The following is a 16445-nucleotide window of genomic DNA, read 5'->3' as shown; positions in this document are numbered from 1 at the left end:
GAACGCATGACACCAGAGCACCGACAAAAAAGCCCGGATGATCCTGTCATCCGGGCTTATCTTTTTCTCGCTCAGACCTGGCCTATGACACGTCTTTGTAGCTGACCTCGCGCGCGTCGCTGCCGGTTTTCTCGCGGCGCACGAGCAGGCGGTTGAGGGCGTGGACATAGGCCTTGGCCGAAGCCACAACCGTATCGGTATCGGCCGATTGGCCCATTACGATGCGCCCGGCCTCTTCCATCCGCACGGACACGGTGGCCTGTGCGTCTGTCCCCTCGGTCACCGCGTGCACCTGATAGAGTTGCAGCCGCGCCTCATGCGGAAAGAGCGCTTTGACCGCGTTGAACGTGGCATCGACGGGGCCGTCGCCGGTGGCCTCGGTCGAGACCTCGCGCCCGTCAATGTCCATCGTCAGCGTCGCCTGTTGCGGGCCATCGGTGCCGCAGATCACGCGCAAGTGTTTGATCTGAAGGCGGTTATTGTCGGGGTCTACGCCTGCGTTGACGAGCGCCACAAGATCGTCATCGTAGATTTCTTTTTTGCGATCTGCCAATTCCTTGAAGCGGACGAACACATCGTTGAGCTGGTTGTCGGCCAATTCATAGCCCAAATCCTTGAGCTTGGAGCGCAGCGCAGCGCGGCCTGAATGCTTGCCCATGACGATATTGGTCTCGGTAAGACCGACATCCTCGGGGCGCATGATCTCGAATGTCTCGGCGTTTTTGAGCATGCCATCCTGATGGATGCCGCTTTCATGCGCAAAGGCGTTCTTGCCAACAATCGCCTTGTTGAACTGCACCGGAAAGCCCGACACGGCGGCAACCCGGCGCGAGATGTTCATCAGCTTGCGGGTATCGACGCCCGTTTCATAGGGCATGATGTCGCCGCGCACCTTGAGGGCCATCACCACCTCTTCCAATGCGGTGTTGCCTGCGCGTTCGCCAAGGCCGTTGATCGTGCATTCGATCTGCCGCGCGCCGCCAGCGACGGCGGCCAGTGCATTGGCCGTCGCCATGCCCAAATCGTTGTGGCAATGGGTGGCAAACACCACCTCATCGGCCCCCGGAACGGTGGCGATCAGCCGACGGATGAGCGAGGCCGATTCCTCGGGTGCGGTATAGCCCACGGTATCGGGGATATTGATCGTGGTCGCCCCCGCCTTGATCGCAATCTCGACCGTGCGGCAGAGATAATCCCATTCGGTGCGGGTGGCATCCATCGGCGACCATTGCACATTGTCGCAGAGGTTGCGGGCATGTGTCACCGTTTCGTGGATACGCTCGGCCATTTGGTCCATGTCGAGATTGGGAATGGCGCGGTGCAGCGGTGAGGTGCCGATAAAGGTATGGATACGCGGACGGGCGGCGTGTTTCACCGCCTCCCAGCAGCGGTCGATATCCTTGAAATTGGCCCGCGCGAGGCCGCAGATCACGGCATTTTTCGAGTTCTTGGCTATCTCGCTGACGGCATTGAAATCGCCCTCAGAGGCGATGGGAAAGCCCGCCTCGATGATATCGACGCCCATGTCATCGAGCAGCCCGGCAATCTCGAGCTTTTCGGCATGGGTCATGGTGGCGCCGGGGCTTTGTTCGCCGTCGCGCAAGGTTGTGTCAAAGATGACGACGCGATCTTTAGAGGTGTTGGTCATGTTGGTCTCTTTCAAAAAATCCTAAGCCTGCGGCGCGAAACGGCACATCCTCTGAGCGGTCGCGCCAAGACGGCACGCTCAGAGGCGGCTTAGGCCTAGCAGGACAGCCCGAGCGGCACGCCGAGGGGCGTGGGGCAAGGGCGTGATATGATCCTGCATCAACATGGGCGAAACTATAGGCATGCGGCGCGGCGATGAAAACCCCGAAATTGCGCTTGGCTTTGGGGGTTGAAGCTGTGCTGGCTTCGGCTAGGTCTGCGCCATGGAAAAAGCATTGATCATCGGCGCTTCGGGCGGCATCGGGCAGGCTGTAAGCGCGGCCTTGGAAGCGCGTGGTGTGACGGTCACGCGCCTGTCGCGCAGCGGCGACGGTTTGGACGTGACCGATGAGGCGTCGGTTGCGGCAGCCCTTGGCGCGCTGGACGGGCCGTTTGACCTGATATTGGTGACGACTGGCGCGTTGGAAATTGCCGGGGCCGCGCCGGAAAAGGCGCTGCGGCAGGTGAGCGCGCAGGCGATGCTGGATCAATTCGCGCTCAATTGCATGGGGCCGTCCTTGGTGCTCAAGCACAGCCTGCGCCTTTTGCCGCGCGAGGGGCGGGCGGTCTTTGCCGCACTCTCGGCGCGGGTGGGGTCGATTGGCGACAATAGTTTCGGCGGTTGGTATAGCTATCGCACGGCCAAGGCGGCGCTGAATCAGATGATCCACACCGGCGCGATTGAATTGGGGCGCAGTCACCGAGGGGCGATTTGCGTGGCGCTGCATCCGGGCACGGTTGAGACAGAGTTTACCCGCAAATATCTGGGGCGGCATCCGGCGGTGCCCGCAGCGCAGGCGGCAGAGAACCTGCTTGGCGTCATCGAGCGCTTGCGGCCCGAGGAGAGCGGCGGCTTTTTTGATTGGCAGGGGGCAACCGTGCCATGGTAACGCGGCTGCTGCTGGTGCTGGGGGATCAACTCAGCCCGGATCTTTCGGCGCTGCGCGCTGGCGACAAGGCGCGCGACGTTGTGGTCATGGCCGAGGTGAGGGATGAGGGCAGCTATGTGCCGCACCACCCCAAGAAAATCGCGCTCATCCTGTCGGCGATGCGGCATTTCGCGGAGGCGTTGACGGCCGAGGGCTGGCAGGTGGCCTATACGCGGCTGGACGATCCTGCGGCCACGCCCTCGATTGTGGGCGAATTGATGCGGCGGGCCGAGGAATTTGGGGCGTCTGAGGTGATCGCCACACAGCCGGGGGAATGGCGGCTGATCGAGGCCCTGTCGGACGCCCCTTTGACGGTGCGGCAGCTGCCGGATGATCGGTTCGTCTGTTCATTGGAAGAGTTCGACCAATGGGCCGAGGGGCGCAAAGAGCTGCGGATGGAGTATTTTTACCGCGAGATGCGCCGCAAGACCGGGCTGATGATGGAGGGCGACCAACCGGCGGGGGGCAAGTGGAATTTCGACCATGACAACCGCAAGCGGGCGCAGGCGGATTTGCTGCGCGAGGGGCCGTTGCGGTTTGAACCAGATGCGATCACGCAAGAGGTGCTTGATCTGGTCGAGGCACGCTTTGGCACCCATTTCGGAGCGCTGCGTCCGTTCTGGTTTGGCGTGACGCGGGATGCGGCGGCGCAGGCGTTCGACCATTTCGCGCGGCACCTGCTGCCGGGGTTCGGCGACACGCAGGATGCGATGCTGGAAGGGGATGCGTTCCTGCATCATTCGGTGATTTCGATGTATATGAACATCGGATTGCTTGATCCTGTGGATATCTGCGCCCGTGTTGTTGAGGAATGGAAAGCAGGCCGGGTGCCCATCAATGCCGCCGAGGGCTATATCCGGCAGGTGATCGGCTGGCGAGAATATATGCGCGGCCTCTATTTCCGCGAGGGGCCGGACTATGTGACGCGCAACGCGCTGGGACATAAGCGCAAGTTGCCGGCGATGTTCTGGGGGGCCAAGACGCGCATGAACTGTGTCGCCCATGCCGTTGAGACCACGGCAAAAGAGGCTTATGCACATCACATTCAGCGCCTGATGGTGACGGGCAATTTCGCGCTTTTGGCCGGGATTGACCCGGGTCAGGTGCATGAGTGGTATCTGGCGGTCTATGCCGATGCCTTTGAATGGGTCGAGGCCCCGAATGTGATCGGGATGAGCCAGTTTGCCGATGGCGGCATCATCGCAAGCAAACCCTATGTGAGTTCAGGCAACTACATCGACAAAATGTCGGATTACTGCCGGTCCTGCGCCTATTCCGTCAAGGAGAAGACGGGCGAGAATGCCTGCCCCTTTAACCTGCTATACTGGGATTTCCTGATCCGGAATCGCGACCGGTTCGGGCGCAATCCCCGTATGGGGCCAGTTTATCGCACATGGGACAAAATGGAGGCGGGCCGCCGTCAAGCGGTGCTTGATGGGGCGGCGCGGGTGTTGGGCGATCTTGATGCGGATCGGGCGATCTGATCACTCAGTCTGGGTTGTCGCCCCGGAGAGCGCGCCATCTTCCCATGTGCCGCTGGCCTCTTGGCCGCTGGCATAGCGCATAGTGCCTTCGCCCTGCCGCTTGCCCGCACGGAACATGCCCTCATAGACATCGCCATTGGTGTAGGTGGCCACACCCCGGCCAGAGATTTCGCCGTTCTGCCATTCGCCCTCGTAGACAAAGCCATCGGGCATGGTGATCTTGCCTTGCCCGTGGCGCTGGCCTTCGACGAACCCGCCCACATAGATCGTGCCATCGGGATAGGTGGCGGTGCCGGTGCCGTGACGCTGGCCGTCCTGCCATTCCCCCTCATAGCGATAGCCGTCGGGGTAGGTCATAACCCCCGTGCCATGGTTGCGGGCGTTCTTGAATTCGCCTTCATAGACAAGGCCATTGGGATAGGTGGCACGCCCCGTGCCCTCGATCACGCCGCCAACCCATGACCCTTCATAGGTTGCGCCGTCCGGATAGGTGATGCGCCCTTCGCCATTGGCCAGATCATCGCGGAACTGCCCCTCATAGACCGAACCATCGGGATAGGTCACGCGCCCCTGACCCGAGATTTTGCCCGCGACCCATTCGCCCTGATACAGATAGCCATCGGTGCCGGTGAATGTGCCCTGACCATGGCGGCGGTCCTCCTTGAAGGCCCCCTCATAGAGATCGCCATTCTGATAGGTCACACGGCCCGTGCCTTCGCGCCGTCCGGCGACAAGATCGCCCTCATAGACATCGCCATTGGGCTGCGTGAGTTTGCCCTTGCCGTCAATCTCTCCGGCGCGCCACGTGCCCTGATAGATCAGCCCATCGGGCATGGTGAGCGTGCCCTCCCCCTCGCGCGCTCCGCGTGCAACAGCCCCCTCATAGACCGCGCCATCAGGATAGGTGATATTGGCCACGCCTTCCTTGACGCCATTCACCCAATCGCCGTCATAGATATAGCCACCGGGGCTTTGCATCCGGCCGCGCCCGTGGTGCATGGCATTCAGAAACCCACCCTCGTAGCGCACGCCGTTGGCGTAGATGGCCACACCTTGGCCGGTGATCTTGCCATCCTCCCATGCGCCCTCATAGGTGCCGCCATCGGTGAACACGATCTTGCCGATGCCATTGGGTTTGCCGCGCGCGAATTCGCCCTCATAGACCGAGCCATTGGGAAAGCGTGCTACACCCTTGCCCCTGATCTCGCCTTCGACCCATTCGCCGGTATATTCATAGCCATTGGGCAGGGTATAGCTGCCGGTGCCATGTTGCAGCCCGTCCTTGAACGTGCCCTCATAGATGCCGCCATCGTCATATTGCTTGGTCTGCACCTCCGCATCCTGAGCGGCGGCCATACTGGCCGCACCAAGTGCGATGCTCAGAAGGATGGGTCTTGTGCGCGAAAACGTCATATTTGCCCCGATGCCCGATCCCGCCCGATGATACGGCGGCTGAGGCAAATCTAGAGGACGGGGCAGGGGCTGACAACGGCTTTTGGGCAAATCGGCTTTTCCTCCGGCGGCGATCTGCTACATCGGAGGCGTGGATATGCAGAGGGCACGCGCATGGCTGACCGGTTTCGCCTGACTTTGGCGCAGTTGAACCCCACGGTGGGGGATCTGGCGGGCAATGCGCGTCTGGCGCGCGACGCATGGGACAAGGGGCGCGCGGCGGGGGCCGATCTGGTGGCGCTGCCCGAGATGTTCATTACCGGCTACAACACGCAAGACCTTGTGCAAAAACCCGCCTTTCATCAGGCGGCGATTGCCGCGATCGAGGCGCTGGCGCGTGACTGCGCCGACGGGCCGGCGCTGGCGATTGGCGGCCCGGCCTTGGATGGTGTGAGCCTGCACAATGCCTATTATATCCTGCAGGGCGGGTCTGTGCGCGCCCGCGTGCTCAAGCATCATCTGCCCAATGAGACGGTATTCGACGAGGTGCGCCTCTATGACAGCGGGCCGGTGGCGGGGCCCTATACGGTGGCGGGCGTGCGGATCGGCAGCCCAATTTGCGAAGATGCCTGGCACGAGGATGTGGCCGAGACTTTGGCCGAAACCGGCGCTGAAATCCTGCTCGTGCCGAACGGATCGCCGCATTACCGAGACAAGATGGACCTGCGCCAGAATATGATGGTTGCGCGGGTGATCGAGACTGGATTGCCGCTAATCTACCTCAATATGGTGGGCGGGCAGGACGATCAGATGTTCGATGGCGGCTCTTTCGTGCTCAATCCCGGTGGGGCGCTCGCGGTGCAATTGCCGATGTTTCAAGAGGCGGTGGCGCATGTCGATCTGGAGCGGGGGCCGGAAGGCTGGCGCGCGCTGCCGGGGGATCTGGCGCATCTGCCCGATGATATGGAGCAGGATTATACCGCTATGGTCCTTTCCTTGCGCGATTACCTGCGCAAATCGGGGTTTTCCAAGGTCTTGCTGGGGCTTTCGGGCGGGGTGGATAGCGCCATTGTGGCAACCATTGCCGTTGATGCGGTGGGGGCTGAGAATGTGCGCTGCGTGATGTTGCCATCGGAATATACCTCGGCAGAATCGCTAGAGGATGCCAAGGCGGTCGCTGAAAACTTGGGGTGTCGCTATGATTTCGTGCCCATCGACGCGGGGCGCGCGGCGATCACGGCGACGCTGGCGCCGCTGTTTGATGGCAGGGCACCGGACCTGACCGAAGAGAATCTTCAGTCACGCCTGCGTGGTCTGTTGCTGATGGCGCTGTCGAACAAGTTTGGCGAGATGCTGCTGACCACCGGCAATAAATCCGAGGTGGCGGTGGGCTATGCCACGATCTATGGCGATATGGCGGGGGGCTATAACCCGATCAAGGATCTCTACAAAACGCGGGTGTTCGAGATTTGCCGCTGGCGCAACGCCCAATATCGCGGCTGGATGCTGGGGCCAAAGGGGGCGGTGATCCCCGAGCAGGTCATTTCCAAGCCGCCCAGTGCCGAATTGCGCGCCGATCAAAAGGACAGCGATTCGCTGCCGGATTACCCGGTGCTGGATGGGATTCTGGAAATCCTCGTGGATCAGGATGGCTCGATTTCGGATTGCGTTGCGGCGGGTTATGATCTGGCCGATGCCAAGCGGGTGGAACATCTGCTCTACATCAGCGAATACAAGCGGTTTCAGGCGGCCCCCGGCACACGGCTCAGCAAGCGGGCGTTCTGGCTTGACCGGCGCTATCCGATTGTGAACCGCTGGCGGGATGGATCTGCTCAGGGGTGACCCACGCAGAACAGCCGGATCACATCCGCGTTATCTGATGGGGAATGCCACGCGCGCGTGATCTCGATCTGTCAGGTTTGACGGCAGGATATGGCATGCGGGTTCAAGGAGAGTGCGATGCGGGTTCTTGCAATTTTGTTGGCGCTGTCGGCACTTACGGGGCCTGCTTGGGCCTGTGGGCCCGATACAGATTGTCAGTTGGGCGATCGGCATTACCGCATCGCCATGCCCGAAGGACAGATAGGCAGCCCGGTGGGGGCGGTGGTTTTTGCCCATGGCTATCGTGGTTCGGCGGCGGCGGTGATGCAGAACCAGAACCTGCGTCAGGTGGTGTCTGACATGGGGCTCGCACTCATCGCTCTCAAATCCGCCGATGACGATTGGGTGATTCCCTATGCGCCGCGCCATATGGACAGCGACGGATCGGTGGAATTTCGCTATGTCGAGGCGGTGATCGAGGATGCCGCGCGCCGGTTTCCGATTGATACCGAGCGCTTGATGGCGGCAGGGTTTTCTGCGGGCGGCATGATGGTCTGGAACCTCGCCTGCACCATGCCTGAGCGTTTCGCGGGCTTTGCGGCGATTGCCGGAACCTTTTGGATGAAACCGCCCGAGACCTGCGCCACGCCTGCGGCGAGCCTTGTGCATATTCACGGCACGACTGACCCGACAGTGCCGCTGGCCGGGCGCCCCATTCTGGAAACGCGGCAGGGCGATGTGGCCGAATCGTTGGACATGTATCAGGCGCTGGGCGGGTTCACCCCGACTGGCGAGACTGAACTCGAGGATCTCGTCTGTCAGAACCGCCGCAACGCCACGGGCGACGTGCTCGATTTTTGCCTGCATCCGGGCGGTCACAGCTTTCGCAGCAGCTATTTGCGCTTTGCATGGGAAAAGTTGCAGGCGGCGGGACAGCTCTGAGCGGGGGCTTGTCTGAGGGGCCACTTCGCGGAATACTCCATTGAACGGGTATTCAGTCGGAGGCTGCTCATGTCTGAGGATATTCTCTACGATCAGAGCCATATCGGTTTTCTCGAAGACCTTTGGGGCGAGGGGTTTCTGTCGCCCGGTGGCCAGGACGAGGTGGCGCGGGTGCTGGATGGGGTCGATCTGACAGGGGCCAAGGTGCTGGACATTGGCTGTGGGTCGGGGGCGATTGCGGTGCTTATGGTGCGCGCTCACGGCGCGGCGCATGTCACCGGCATCGACGTGGAAGACCCGGTTTGCGCTGCTGCGCGCGCCCGTGCCACAGCTGCGGGGCTGGCTGGACAGATCACTATAGACAAGGTCACGCCGGGGCCGTTTCCCTATCCAGATCAAAGCTTTGATGTGGTGTTTTCAAAGGATTCGATCATCCATATCCCCGACAAGGAGGCGCTGGCAGCCGAGGTGTTTCGCGTGCTCAAACCGGGCGGCGTCTTTGCCGCATCGGACTGGTTACGCGCGCATGACGGCGCGCCCTCGCCCGAGATGGCGCATTACATCGCGCTTGAGGCGCTCGATTTTGCCATGGCGTCACCGGCGCGCTACCGCGCGGCGCTGGCGGCGGCGGGGTTTGCCGATGTCGCACTGGTGGATCGCAGCCCATGGTATGCCGAGGTGGCAGCGGCCGAATTACGGGAGCTGTCAGGCCCACGCCGCGCCGAATGGGAGGCGCGGCACGGCGCAGAGTTTATCGCGCATCAGATCGAGACATGGACCGCGATGGTGCCGGTCGTGCAATCGGGCGAGCATTGTCCGCACCATATCCGGGGCCGCAAACCGGGCTGACATGGGCGCTCAGGCGTCGAACCAATAGCCATCTGGATCGCCGGGATAGACGCCTAGATTGCGGCCGTGGCCCTGATAGCCCAGCAAGCGGCGCACGTCATCGGGATAGGCATCGGCCTTGGATTTCGGCACTGAGAGATACATGTTTTCCTCTTGCCGGAGCCAGCCCAGAGAATAGGTGGTGATCAGCCCTTTGCGCGGCGCAGCGGCGCGGTTGGCCCCACCTGCATGCACCGTGGCCCCAAGGTAGAACAGCACCGAGCCGCGCGGCATCACAGCTTGGGTGATCTGGTCGTCGGTGATGCTGTTGATCGGGCGCAGATCCTGCGAGCCGGGGACAACCCGCGTTGCGCCATTCTCGGCGGTGAAATCATCCAGCGCCCACATTGCGGAAATCTGGAATTCCACACCGGGAATGCGGATCGGATAGAAATCATCGTCGCGGTGCAGCACCTGCGCTTTTTCGCCCGGCAGGATTTCGATCGCGGTCGAAGACCCGATGCGATAGTTGACACAGTGACGTTTCAGCACCCGGTCAGCCACCTCCATCACCAGCGGATGCGCCAGAATATCCGCAGCCGCCTCGGAAATCTTGAGGATGCTGCCCAAACGCCGGGTCTTGTAGCCGTTGAAGTCATTGGCAAACTTGTGCCCTTGCTGATCGAACGGGCCGCGCAGATCACTGGTGACCCGGTCAAGCAAGTTTGAGCCTGCCACGTTTTCAACCACCACGCCGCCGTCTTGCAGCAGACGCTTGACCACCGTGCCCGGATCGGTATCCGCCTTGAGGCGCGCGATCTCAACCATCGTATTCGGCGCTGAGTTGGGTCAGCCCCGCCTCCATGATATCGAACATTTCATCTATCTCCTCTGTGGTGATGATCAGCGGCGGCGAGAACACCGCCATATTGCCATAAGGCCGCAACAAAAGGCCGCGCGCCTCGCAGGCGGCATCGAGTTTGGCCCCGAATTGCAGGTGTTTGGCATAGCTTTCGTCGCTAAGGTCGGGCCGACATTCGAGGCAGCCCAAAAGACCCATGCCGCGCGCATCGCCGACGATGTCAAACCTCTCGCCGATGGCGCGCAACCGCGCCTGAAACTGCGGGGTGATGCGGCGGACATGGGCCAGAAGATCCTCGCGCTCGATGATCTCGATATTCTTGAGGGCGGCGGCGCAGGCCACGGGGTGCCCGCAATAGGTATAGCCGTTGTAGAACACATCATCGCCCTCGACCCCGGCCAAGCGCTCCATCAGCGCATCGGACAGGATGCAGGCCCCAAGCGGCACATAGCCCGAGGTAAGACCCTTGGCGCAGGTGATGATATCGGGGGTGAACCCGAACACATCCTGAGAGGCGAACCAATGGCCAAGCCTGCCAAAGCCGGTCACAACCTCGTCCGAGATATAGAGGATGTCGTGCTTGTGGCATATCTCGTGGGTGCGTTGGTGATAGCCGGGGGGCGGCACGACAACGCCACCGGAACACAGGATCGGTTCGGCGATAAAGGCGGCGATGCGCTCGGGGCCAACCTCGGCGATCATCTGCTCGAACTCGGCGATTTTGAGATCACCCCAATCCGCCACGCTCATCCCTGCGGGGCGGCGGTAGGGGTTCACATCGGGCAAGAACCGCACCAGATCATCGGCCTTGTCAAACCGCGTCTTGAAGCGTTCCTTGCCGGTCACGGTTGCCGCCAGATAGGTCGAGCCGTGATAGGCCTTTTCGCGCGAGAGCACGATTTTCTTGTCGGGCCGACCCAGCCGGTTGTTGAGAAATTGCACGACCCGGATGGCGGTATCGACAGCGGTCGAGCCGCCGGTGGTGAAATGCACGGTGTTGAGGTCGCCGGGGGTCAGCTCTGCGAGTTTGCGCGCCAGAAGGGCGGCGGGTTCGGTGGTAAAGGACCAAGGCGAAGCATAGGGCATCGCCATGGCCTGCGCTGCTATCGCCTCGGCCATCTCGGCGCGGCCATACCCGATCTGCACGCACCACATGCCCCCCGGCCCGTCGATATGGCGCTTGCCCGTGCTGTCCCAGATATGGATGCCCTGCGCGGTGTTGACCCGCAAGAGATCAGACTTGCGCCAGTCGCGGATGCCGGTCCAGGGGTGCAGGTTATGCGTGCGATCCCAGAGGGTCAGATCATCGGGGGCAGGGGTGTTTGCATGTGTGTTCATGTCATCTCCGTCGGAATTCAAGTGTTGCCGGGCGGGGTGGCGCGGGCGCGCGGCGGGCGAAAGAAGGCAGATTTGACCGGCGTCAGCCGTGCCATGCGGCGATCCCATTGCCCTTCTTCCAGCGTGTAAATCTCGGCCCAGAGATTGCTCGGGTGCTGCGCCGCCATAGGCATCCGCACATGCGCAAGGGCGATATTGCGCTTGGCCGTGGGGGACCAGACACCCGAGGTGACATGCCCCACCTCGCGCCGCTTGGCGTGATAGACCAGCGCGCCCTGCGCCGGTTTGAACCCCTCGACATCGAGCCGCATCAAGAGGCTGCGGGGTTTGGCAGCCAAAAGTGCGCGGCGGCCGTTGAAATGCCCTTTGGTGAGATCGACCATCGGGCCAAGGCCCAATTCTATCGGCGTGTGCCCCCGGTGCAGACGTTCCGTGGCATGGGTGGGCTGAAAATCGACGCCCGCGACCATGAACCCTGCCTCGATCCGCGCGATATTCACCGCCTCATAGCCGATGGCGCGCAGGCCAAGGTTTTCACCCGCCTGCCACAGCCTGTCCCAGAGGGGCAGGGCATCGCCCCACGCCGTCCAAAGCTCATATCCCAAGTCGCCGATGAACCCGGTGCGCGAGATCATCAGCCCCGGTTCCACCTCGGCCAGATCAAAGGGGCGCAGATGCCCCACATCCAGCCCGGCCGCGCGCAGCACTGCATAGGCGGTCGGCCCTTGCAGGGCCAGCCCGGCAATCTTGCGGCTATCGTCAAGAATATCCACGTCAAAGCCCCAGGCCGCATCCAAGAGCCATGTCAGCATCGGTTCCTGACAGCAGAGCCGCCAATCCTCCGCCCCAAGGTGAAAGAGCGTGCCATCGTCGATCACCATCCCCTCTTCATCGCACCAGATCGCATAACCGACCCGGTGCAGGGGGATCTTGGTCACATCGCGGGTGACAAGGCGGTTGAGAACGCGCGCCGCGTCCGGCCCGGTGATGCGGTATTTATGCAAGGGTGAGACGTCAAAGAGCGCGGCTTGGTTGCGCAGGGCGAAATATTCGAACTCCACCGTATCGAGCATGCTTGGCGCGGCGTATCCGGCCCAGCCATACCAGCCCTGCGCCCGGTTGAGCGGCGCGAGGCGGGGATGCACCGGCCCGTCGATCAGGCCCAGCTTGGGATCGGTGGCGATGCTCATGGCGTGCCTCGGAGGGCTGCGTGCGCCGCGTTGCGCCCCGCCAGCCCCATCAGATCGCCACCGGGATGGGCGGAGGCCCCGCAGAGAAACAGCCCGGATGGACCCATCCCATAGCGCCCGATGCCGATGGCGGGGCGCAGGGCAAGAAGCTGATCAAGGCTCATCTCTGCATGGTGCCAATGCCCGCCCGGCGCGCCGGTCTCGGCCTCGATCTGATCGGGCGGGATCACCTCGGACCCGGTCACAAGGTCGGACAGGCCGGGGGCATAGCGGGTCAGCGTGTTGAGCGTGGTCCGGAGCAAGGCATCGCGCGCCGCCTCATGCCAGCCCCCCGCTATATCGACCGGCGCATATTGCACGATGAGCGAGAGAGCATGGCCTTGCGCGCCCCGTTGTGCAGGGTCGGATTGACCGGGCAACAGCGCCTCGATCACCGGATGGGGCGAGATTTCGCGGTATTTCGACGGGTTGAACGCCTCTTCGACGTAAGATGCGGAGGGCGCAATCACGAGGCGGGCCGAGAGCAGATCATCAGGCAGGCCGGGGATGGTGGGCAGGGCGTCAAGGGTCAGGTTGATCTTGGCCACCGTGCCGCGCGCGCGGATGTGGCGCAGACGGCGGGTGGCTTCGATGTCGAAATGCGCGAGCCCGGCCATCTCTGCGGTCATGCGCGCGCCGCCGCTGCTCAGCACGCGGGTGGTATGGAGTGTCTGGCCCCGGTCGGTGATCACGCCGGTCACGCGGTCCTGATCGGTCAGGATACGCGCCACGCCGCAGCCTGTCTTGATCACCGCCCCAGCCCGCCCGGCCGCCCCGGCAAAGGCGTCGATCACCGCCGTCATGCCGCCCATGGGCAGGCTGGCACCGCCGCCATGCCCCATGCGGTAGAGCAGGCCAAAGACCGTGCCGGGCGCGCGTGGCCCCGCCGCAGCCCCGCGCACCGCATCCGCCGCCAAAAGGCCCGCAAGCGGGCCATCGGGGATGTCATCGAGGATAAGATCATAGGCATTCGACAGCAGGATTTGCAGGAACCGCCGCATCTCGGGCTTGCCCATGCGCCGCAGGCCAAGACCAACCCGGCCCAGTCGCAGCACTTCTTTCAGCCGTGCCGAGGAGAGGATCGGCGCATCACCCCCCGGCGGGGCTGCTTTGGCCAGATGTCGCAAGAGCGCGGCATAGGCGGTCAGGCGTTCGTGCAGCGCCGCAAAAGCCGCCGCATCGGGATGGGGGCTGCCATCGGCAAAGCGCGCGCTTGCGCCCTGCGTGACCACATGGCGGCCATCCTCGGACAGCGCCACCGTGGGCAAGGCCGCAGTTTCGAACGGCCAATCGCGGGCACCCAAGCCCAACTCGCGGCGCACCACGGGGCTGAGATTATAAAGCAGATGCGCCATGCGCGGCGCGCCGCTGGCACCGGGGGCGGCCATGCCGCCCAGATGCGCTGCACGCTCTAGCAGGCACACAGATTGCCCCGCCCGCGCCAGCACGCCCGCGGCCACCAGACCATTCAGCCCGCCGCCGATCACGATGCTGTCAAAGGTGCGGATGGCGCTCATGCGGCATAGCCCTTGCGCGGGGCGCGGGGCCATTCGCGGCGCAGGATCGCGCGGGCGGCATTGGCCCCCGGTGCCGCCATCACCCCGCCGCCCGGATGCGCGGACGAGCCACAAAGATAAAGCCCCCCGATGGGCGAGCCATAGCCGGAGTAGCCGGGCACGGGCCGGTTGAAGAAAAGCTGATCAAAGGTCAACTCACCCTGAAAGATATTGCCCTCGGTCAGCCCCACCTCGGTCTCTAATTCGAGCGGCGAGCGGATCTCCATATGCTGAATGCGGTTGCGGATATCCGGGCAGGCGATGCTGATCTGATCCAGCACCGTCTCGGCCAGCGCGTGCCGTGCGGTATCTGTCCAGTTCTGACCGCTGCGCTGGCCATTTGCCACCAGGTCATAGGGCGCGTATTGCACAAAGACCGTCATCATATGGCTGCCGGGCGGGGCCATGGTCGGGTCGATCTGGCTGGGGATCAGCATGTCGATATAGGGGCGCGCAGACCAGCGCCCGGCCTTCCAGTCATCATAGGCGCGCTCCAACTCCCAAAGGCTTTGGGACACATGCAGATCACCGCGCAGGAAGCTGGCATTTGCGGGGGCGGCGGGAAAGGCGGGCAGGCGGTCAAGCGCGATATTGAGCTTGGCTGAAGACCCTCGGATCTTGAACCGCTCTACCGCGCGGGTGAAGTCCTCGGGCAGGGCGGCGCGATCGACATGGCGCAGAAACGTGCGTTTCACATCCATGTTCGACGCCACGACCGGCGCGTGAAATTCGCGCCCATCCTCCAGCGCCACGCCGGTCACGCGGCCCTCTTTGACAAGGATTTGCGCCACGCCTGCGCCAATATGCATGGTGCCGCCTGCCGCCTCAAAGGCCGCGCCAAGGGCGTTGGAAATCGCCCCCATGCCCCCCCGGGCAAAGCCCCAGGCCCCGATACCGCCGTCAATATCGCCCATGTAATGATGCAAGAGCACATAGGCGGTGCCCGGAGAATAGACCCCGAGCCCCGTGCCGATGATGCCCGAGCCTGCCAGATGCGCCTTGATCAGATCGCTCTCGAAATGCTCGTCCAGTAGATCGCCGATCGACATGGTCCAAAAGCGCAGGGTTTCAGCCAGTTCGCGCCGCCCCAGCCCATGCGCCCGTTTCACCATATAGGCCATCTCGCCCAGATCACGGGGATGAAGTGAGGCGGGATCAGGGGCATCGCGCAACAGGAACGGGCGGATGAACCGGCATTGCCGCATGATCATCTGTGCATAGCGCGGATAGGCATCGGCATCGCGGGGCGAATGGCGGGCCATTTCGCGCTGCAAGGCGTGGTGATCCGAGTAATAGGCGAAATAATCGCCGTCTGGCGTGAAACTCGCCCCGCCCTCATAGGGGATCACCTGAAGGCCGTATTTCGGCAGGTCGAGATCGCGCACAATCTCGCGCCGCAAGAGCGAGCAGACATACGAGCAGTTGGAATAGGTCCACCCGTCGTGCAGCGACCGGCTGACCGCTGCGCCGCCGATCCAGTCGTTCTTTTCCACCACCAGCACCTGACGCCCGGCGCGCGCGAGATAAGCGGCAGCGGTCAGGCCATTATGGCCCGCGCCGATGATGATGGCATCAAAAGAGGATTGGGGTCGCATGGCATTGCTCCTGTGATCATCCTAGCCAAAGCGGATTTTCTCGTAAAGTTTTTTTGAGCGCTCAAATAAATAAATTTGGGCTGACGTGCCGCGCGGCCTGTGGCATGGATGGAAAAACCACCGCACAAAGGGGCAAATGTGACCGACGCAACGCCCAGAAAACCGCGAAAAGAGCGCAAGGAGAATGCCGAACGCCGCCGCAGGCAGCTTCTGGATGCGGCGCGGCGGTCGATCCTGACGCATGGTCTGGCCAAGACCACGCTGGCGACGGTGGCGGATGAGGCGGGGTTATCGCAGGGCGTGGCGGTGTTCTATTTCACCTCCAAAAGCGGGCTGCTCACGGAAACCCTGCGCGATCTCTATGAAGGCTATGAAAACCTCTGGATGCGCGCCTTGGAACAGACCGGCGATGCCCCGCTCGACCGATTGATGGCGCTGCTGGATGCGGATTTCAGCGCCGAGGCCTGTGGCCCCGATGTGCTGCCGCTGTGGTTCGCCTTTTGGGGCGAATTGCGTTTCACCGGGCACTATGCCGAGGTCGCGGCCGAGTTCGATGCGCGGCGGCATAAGGCGCTCTCGGGCATCTGGGCGGCGCTCTTGCCCGAAAGCTGTCGCAGCGATGCGGATCAAATGGCCGAATGGATGGAATCGCTGACCGATGGCTATTGGCAGCGCCTGCATCTGGCGCCCGAGAGCCATGATCGCATGCACGCCTTGGCGGCGAGCAAGCTCTGTCTGTCGCGGCTGGTGCCGGAGCTGCTGCCTGCGCCGCCTGAGTAATGG

The 16445-nt window shown here is 62.8% G+C and carries 13 protein-coding genes; 6 read left to right on the top strand and 7 right to left on the bottom strand.

Annotated features, from left to right (window positions below; translation table 11 throughout):
- Nucleotides 1–82 precede the first annotated feature (82 nt).
- Nucleotides 83–1648 (bottom strand): 2-isopropylmalate synthase, encoded by a 1566-nt coding sequence (locus GC127_RS14570; protein ID WP_008280268.1) that lies wholly within the window; start codon nt 1646–1648, stop codon nt 83–85.
- Nucleotides 1649–1910: 262 nt separating this feature from the next.
- Between GC127_RS14570 and GC127_RS14565 the strand changes: the two genes are divergently transcribed.
- Together GC127_RS14565 and GC127_RS14560 are read left to right on the top strand one after the other, a co-directional pair.
- Nucleotides 1911–2576, top strand: a complete 666-nt coding sequence (locus GC127_RS14565) for an SDR family NAD(P)-dependent oxidoreductase (protein ID WP_151978820.1) — start codon at nt 1911–1913, stop codon at nt 2574–2576.
- Entirely contained in the window at nt 2570–4099 is a 1530-nt protein-coding gene (locus GC127_RS14560) for a cryptochrome/photolyase family protein (RefSeq protein ID WP_151978819.1), read from the top strand. The genes GC127_RS14565 and GC127_RS14560 overlap by 7 nt, the downstream gene beginning before the upstream one ends.
- On the opposite strand, the gene GC127_RS14555 is transcribed toward GC127_RS14560, so the two are convergent.
- Nucleotides 4100–5512: an MORN repeat-containing protein gene (locus GC127_RS14555; protein ID WP_151978818.1), complete on the bottom strand. Its 1413-nt coding sequence runs from the start codon at nt 5510–5512 to the stop codon at nt 4100–4102.
- A 153-nt stretch (nt 5513–5665) separates the two neighbouring features.
- Between GC127_RS14555 and GC127_RS14550 the strand changes: the two genes are divergently transcribed.
- The 3 genes from GC127_RS14550 to GC127_RS14540 all read left to right on the top strand — a co-directional run bounded on the left by GC127_RS14550 (nt 5666) and on the right by GC127_RS14540 (nt 9103).
- Entirely contained in the window at nt 5666–7333 is a 1668-nt protein-coding gene (locus tag GC127_RS14550; RefSeq protein WP_008280272.1) for an NAD+ synthase, read from the top strand.
- 117 nt (nt 7334–7450) lie between these two features.
- Entirely contained in the window at nt 7451–8254 is an 804-nt protein-coding gene (locus GC127_RS14545; protein WP_151978817.1) for a PHB depolymerase family esterase, read from the top strand.
- Nucleotides 8255–8323: 69 nt separating this feature from the next.
- Complete coding sequence (locus GC127_RS14540; RefSeq protein ID WP_151978816.1) at nt 8324–9103, top strand: methyltransferase domain-containing protein; 780 nt, start codon at nt 8324–8326, stop codon at nt 9101–9103.
- Nucleotides 9104–9112: 9 nt separating this feature from the next.
- On the opposite strand, the gene GC127_RS14535 is transcribed toward GC127_RS14540, so the two are convergent.
- From GC127_RS14535 to GC127_RS14515, 5 genes are read right to left on the bottom strand one after another with little or no spacing between them, the layout of a single operon-like run.
- Entirely contained in the window at nt 9113–9910 is a 798-nt protein-coding gene (locus GC127_RS14535; protein WP_151978815.1) for a phytanoyl-CoA dioxygenase family protein, read from the bottom strand.
- A complete protein-coding gene (locus tag GC127_RS14530) occupies nt 9903–11282 on the bottom strand; it encodes an aminotransferase (RefSeq protein WP_151978814.1) in 1380 nt (459 codons plus the stop codon). The genes GC127_RS14535 and GC127_RS14530 overlap by 8 nt, the downstream gene beginning before the upstream one ends.
- Nucleotides 11283–11299: 17 nt before the next feature.
- Nucleotides 11300–12472, bottom strand: a complete 1173-nt coding sequence (locus GC127_RS14525; protein ID WP_151978813.1) for an aminomethyltransferase family protein — start codon at nt 12470–12472, stop codon at nt 11300–11302.
- The gene (locus GC127_RS14520) at nt 12469–14028 is read right to left on the bottom strand and encodes an NAD(P)/FAD-dependent oxidoreductase (protein ID WP_254700120.1); all 1560 of its coding nucleotides are present in this window, start codon (nt 14026–14028) and stop codon (nt 12469–12471) included. Before GC127_RS14520 ends, GC127_RS14525 begins: the two co-directional genes overlap by 4 nt.
- On the bottom strand, nt 14025–15662 hold the full coding sequence (locus GC127_RS14515; protein WP_151978811.1) for an NAD(P)/FAD-dependent oxidoreductase: 1638 nt from the start codon (nt 15660–15662) through the stop codon (nt 14025–14027). Before GC127_RS14515 ends, GC127_RS14520 begins: the two co-directional genes overlap by 4 nt.
- Nucleotides 15663–15800: 138 nt before the next feature.
- Between GC127_RS14515 and GC127_RS14510 the strand changes: the two genes are divergently transcribed.
- Nucleotides 15801–16442, top strand: a complete 642-nt coding sequence (locus GC127_RS14510; protein ID WP_151978810.1) for a TetR family transcriptional regulator C-terminal domain-containing protein — start codon at nt 15801–15803, stop codon at nt 16440–16442.
- The last annotated feature ends 3 nt before the right edge of the window (nt 16443–16445 follow it).

The sequence above is a fragment of the Roseovarius sp. EC-HK134 genome (assembly GCF_902498815.1).
GTDB classification, from domain to species: domain Bacteria; phylum Pseudomonadota; class Alphaproteobacteria; order Rhodobacterales; family Rhodobacteraceae; genus Roseovarius; species Roseovarius mucosus_A.
This window is presented reverse-complemented; position numbering and strand designations above follow the sequence as displayed.

Bases quoted from the DNA above. Each gene is read 5' to 3' on its own strand.
- GC127_RS14530 (WP_151978814.1), bottom strand. From the start codon at position 11,282: ATGAACACACATGCAAACACCCCTGCCCCCGATGATCTGACCCTCTGG.
- GC127_RS14560 (WP_151978819.1), top strand. From the start codon at position 2,570: ATGGTAACGCGGCTGCTGCTGGTGCTGGGGGATCAACTCAGCCCGGAT.
- GC127_RS14525 (WP_151978813.1), bottom strand. From the start codon at position 12,472: ATGAGCATCGCCACCGATCCCAAGCTGGGCCTGATCGACGGGCCGGTG.
- GC127_RS14570 (WP_008280268.1), bottom strand. From the start codon at position 1,648: ATGACCAACACCTCTAAAGATCGCGTCGTCATCTTTGACACAACCTTG.
- GC127_RS14540 (WP_151978816.1), top strand. From the start codon at position 8,324: ATGTCTGAGGATATTCTCTACGATCAGAGCCATATCGGTTTTCTCGAA.
- GC127_RS14550 (WP_008280272.1), top strand. From the start codon at position 5,666: ATGGCTGACCGGTTTCGCCTGACTTTGGCGCAGTTGAACCCCACGGTG.
- GC127_RS14535 (WP_151978815.1), bottom strand. From the start codon at position 9,910: ATGGTTGAGATCGCGCGCCTCAAGGCGGATACCGATCCGGGCACGGTG.
- GC127_RS14520 (WP_254700120.1), bottom strand. From the start codon at position 14,028: ATGAGCGCCATCCGCACCTTTGACAGCATCGTGATCGGCGGCGGGCTG.
- GC127_RS14515 (WP_151978811.1), bottom strand. From the start codon at position 15,662: ATGCGACCCCAATCCTCTTTTGATGCCATCATCATCGGCGCGGGCCAT.
- GC127_RS14545 (WP_151978817.1), top strand. From the start codon at position 7,451: ATGCGGGTTCTTGCAATTTTGTTGGCGCTGTCGGCACTTACGGGGCCT.
- GC127_RS14555 (WP_151978818.1), bottom strand. From the start codon at position 5,512: ATGACGTTTTCGCGCACAAGACCCATCCTTCTGAGCATCGCACTTGGT.
- GC127_RS14565 (WP_151978820.1), top strand. From the start codon at position 1,911: ATGGAAAAAGCATTGATCATCGGCGCTTCGGGCGGCATCGGGCAGGCT.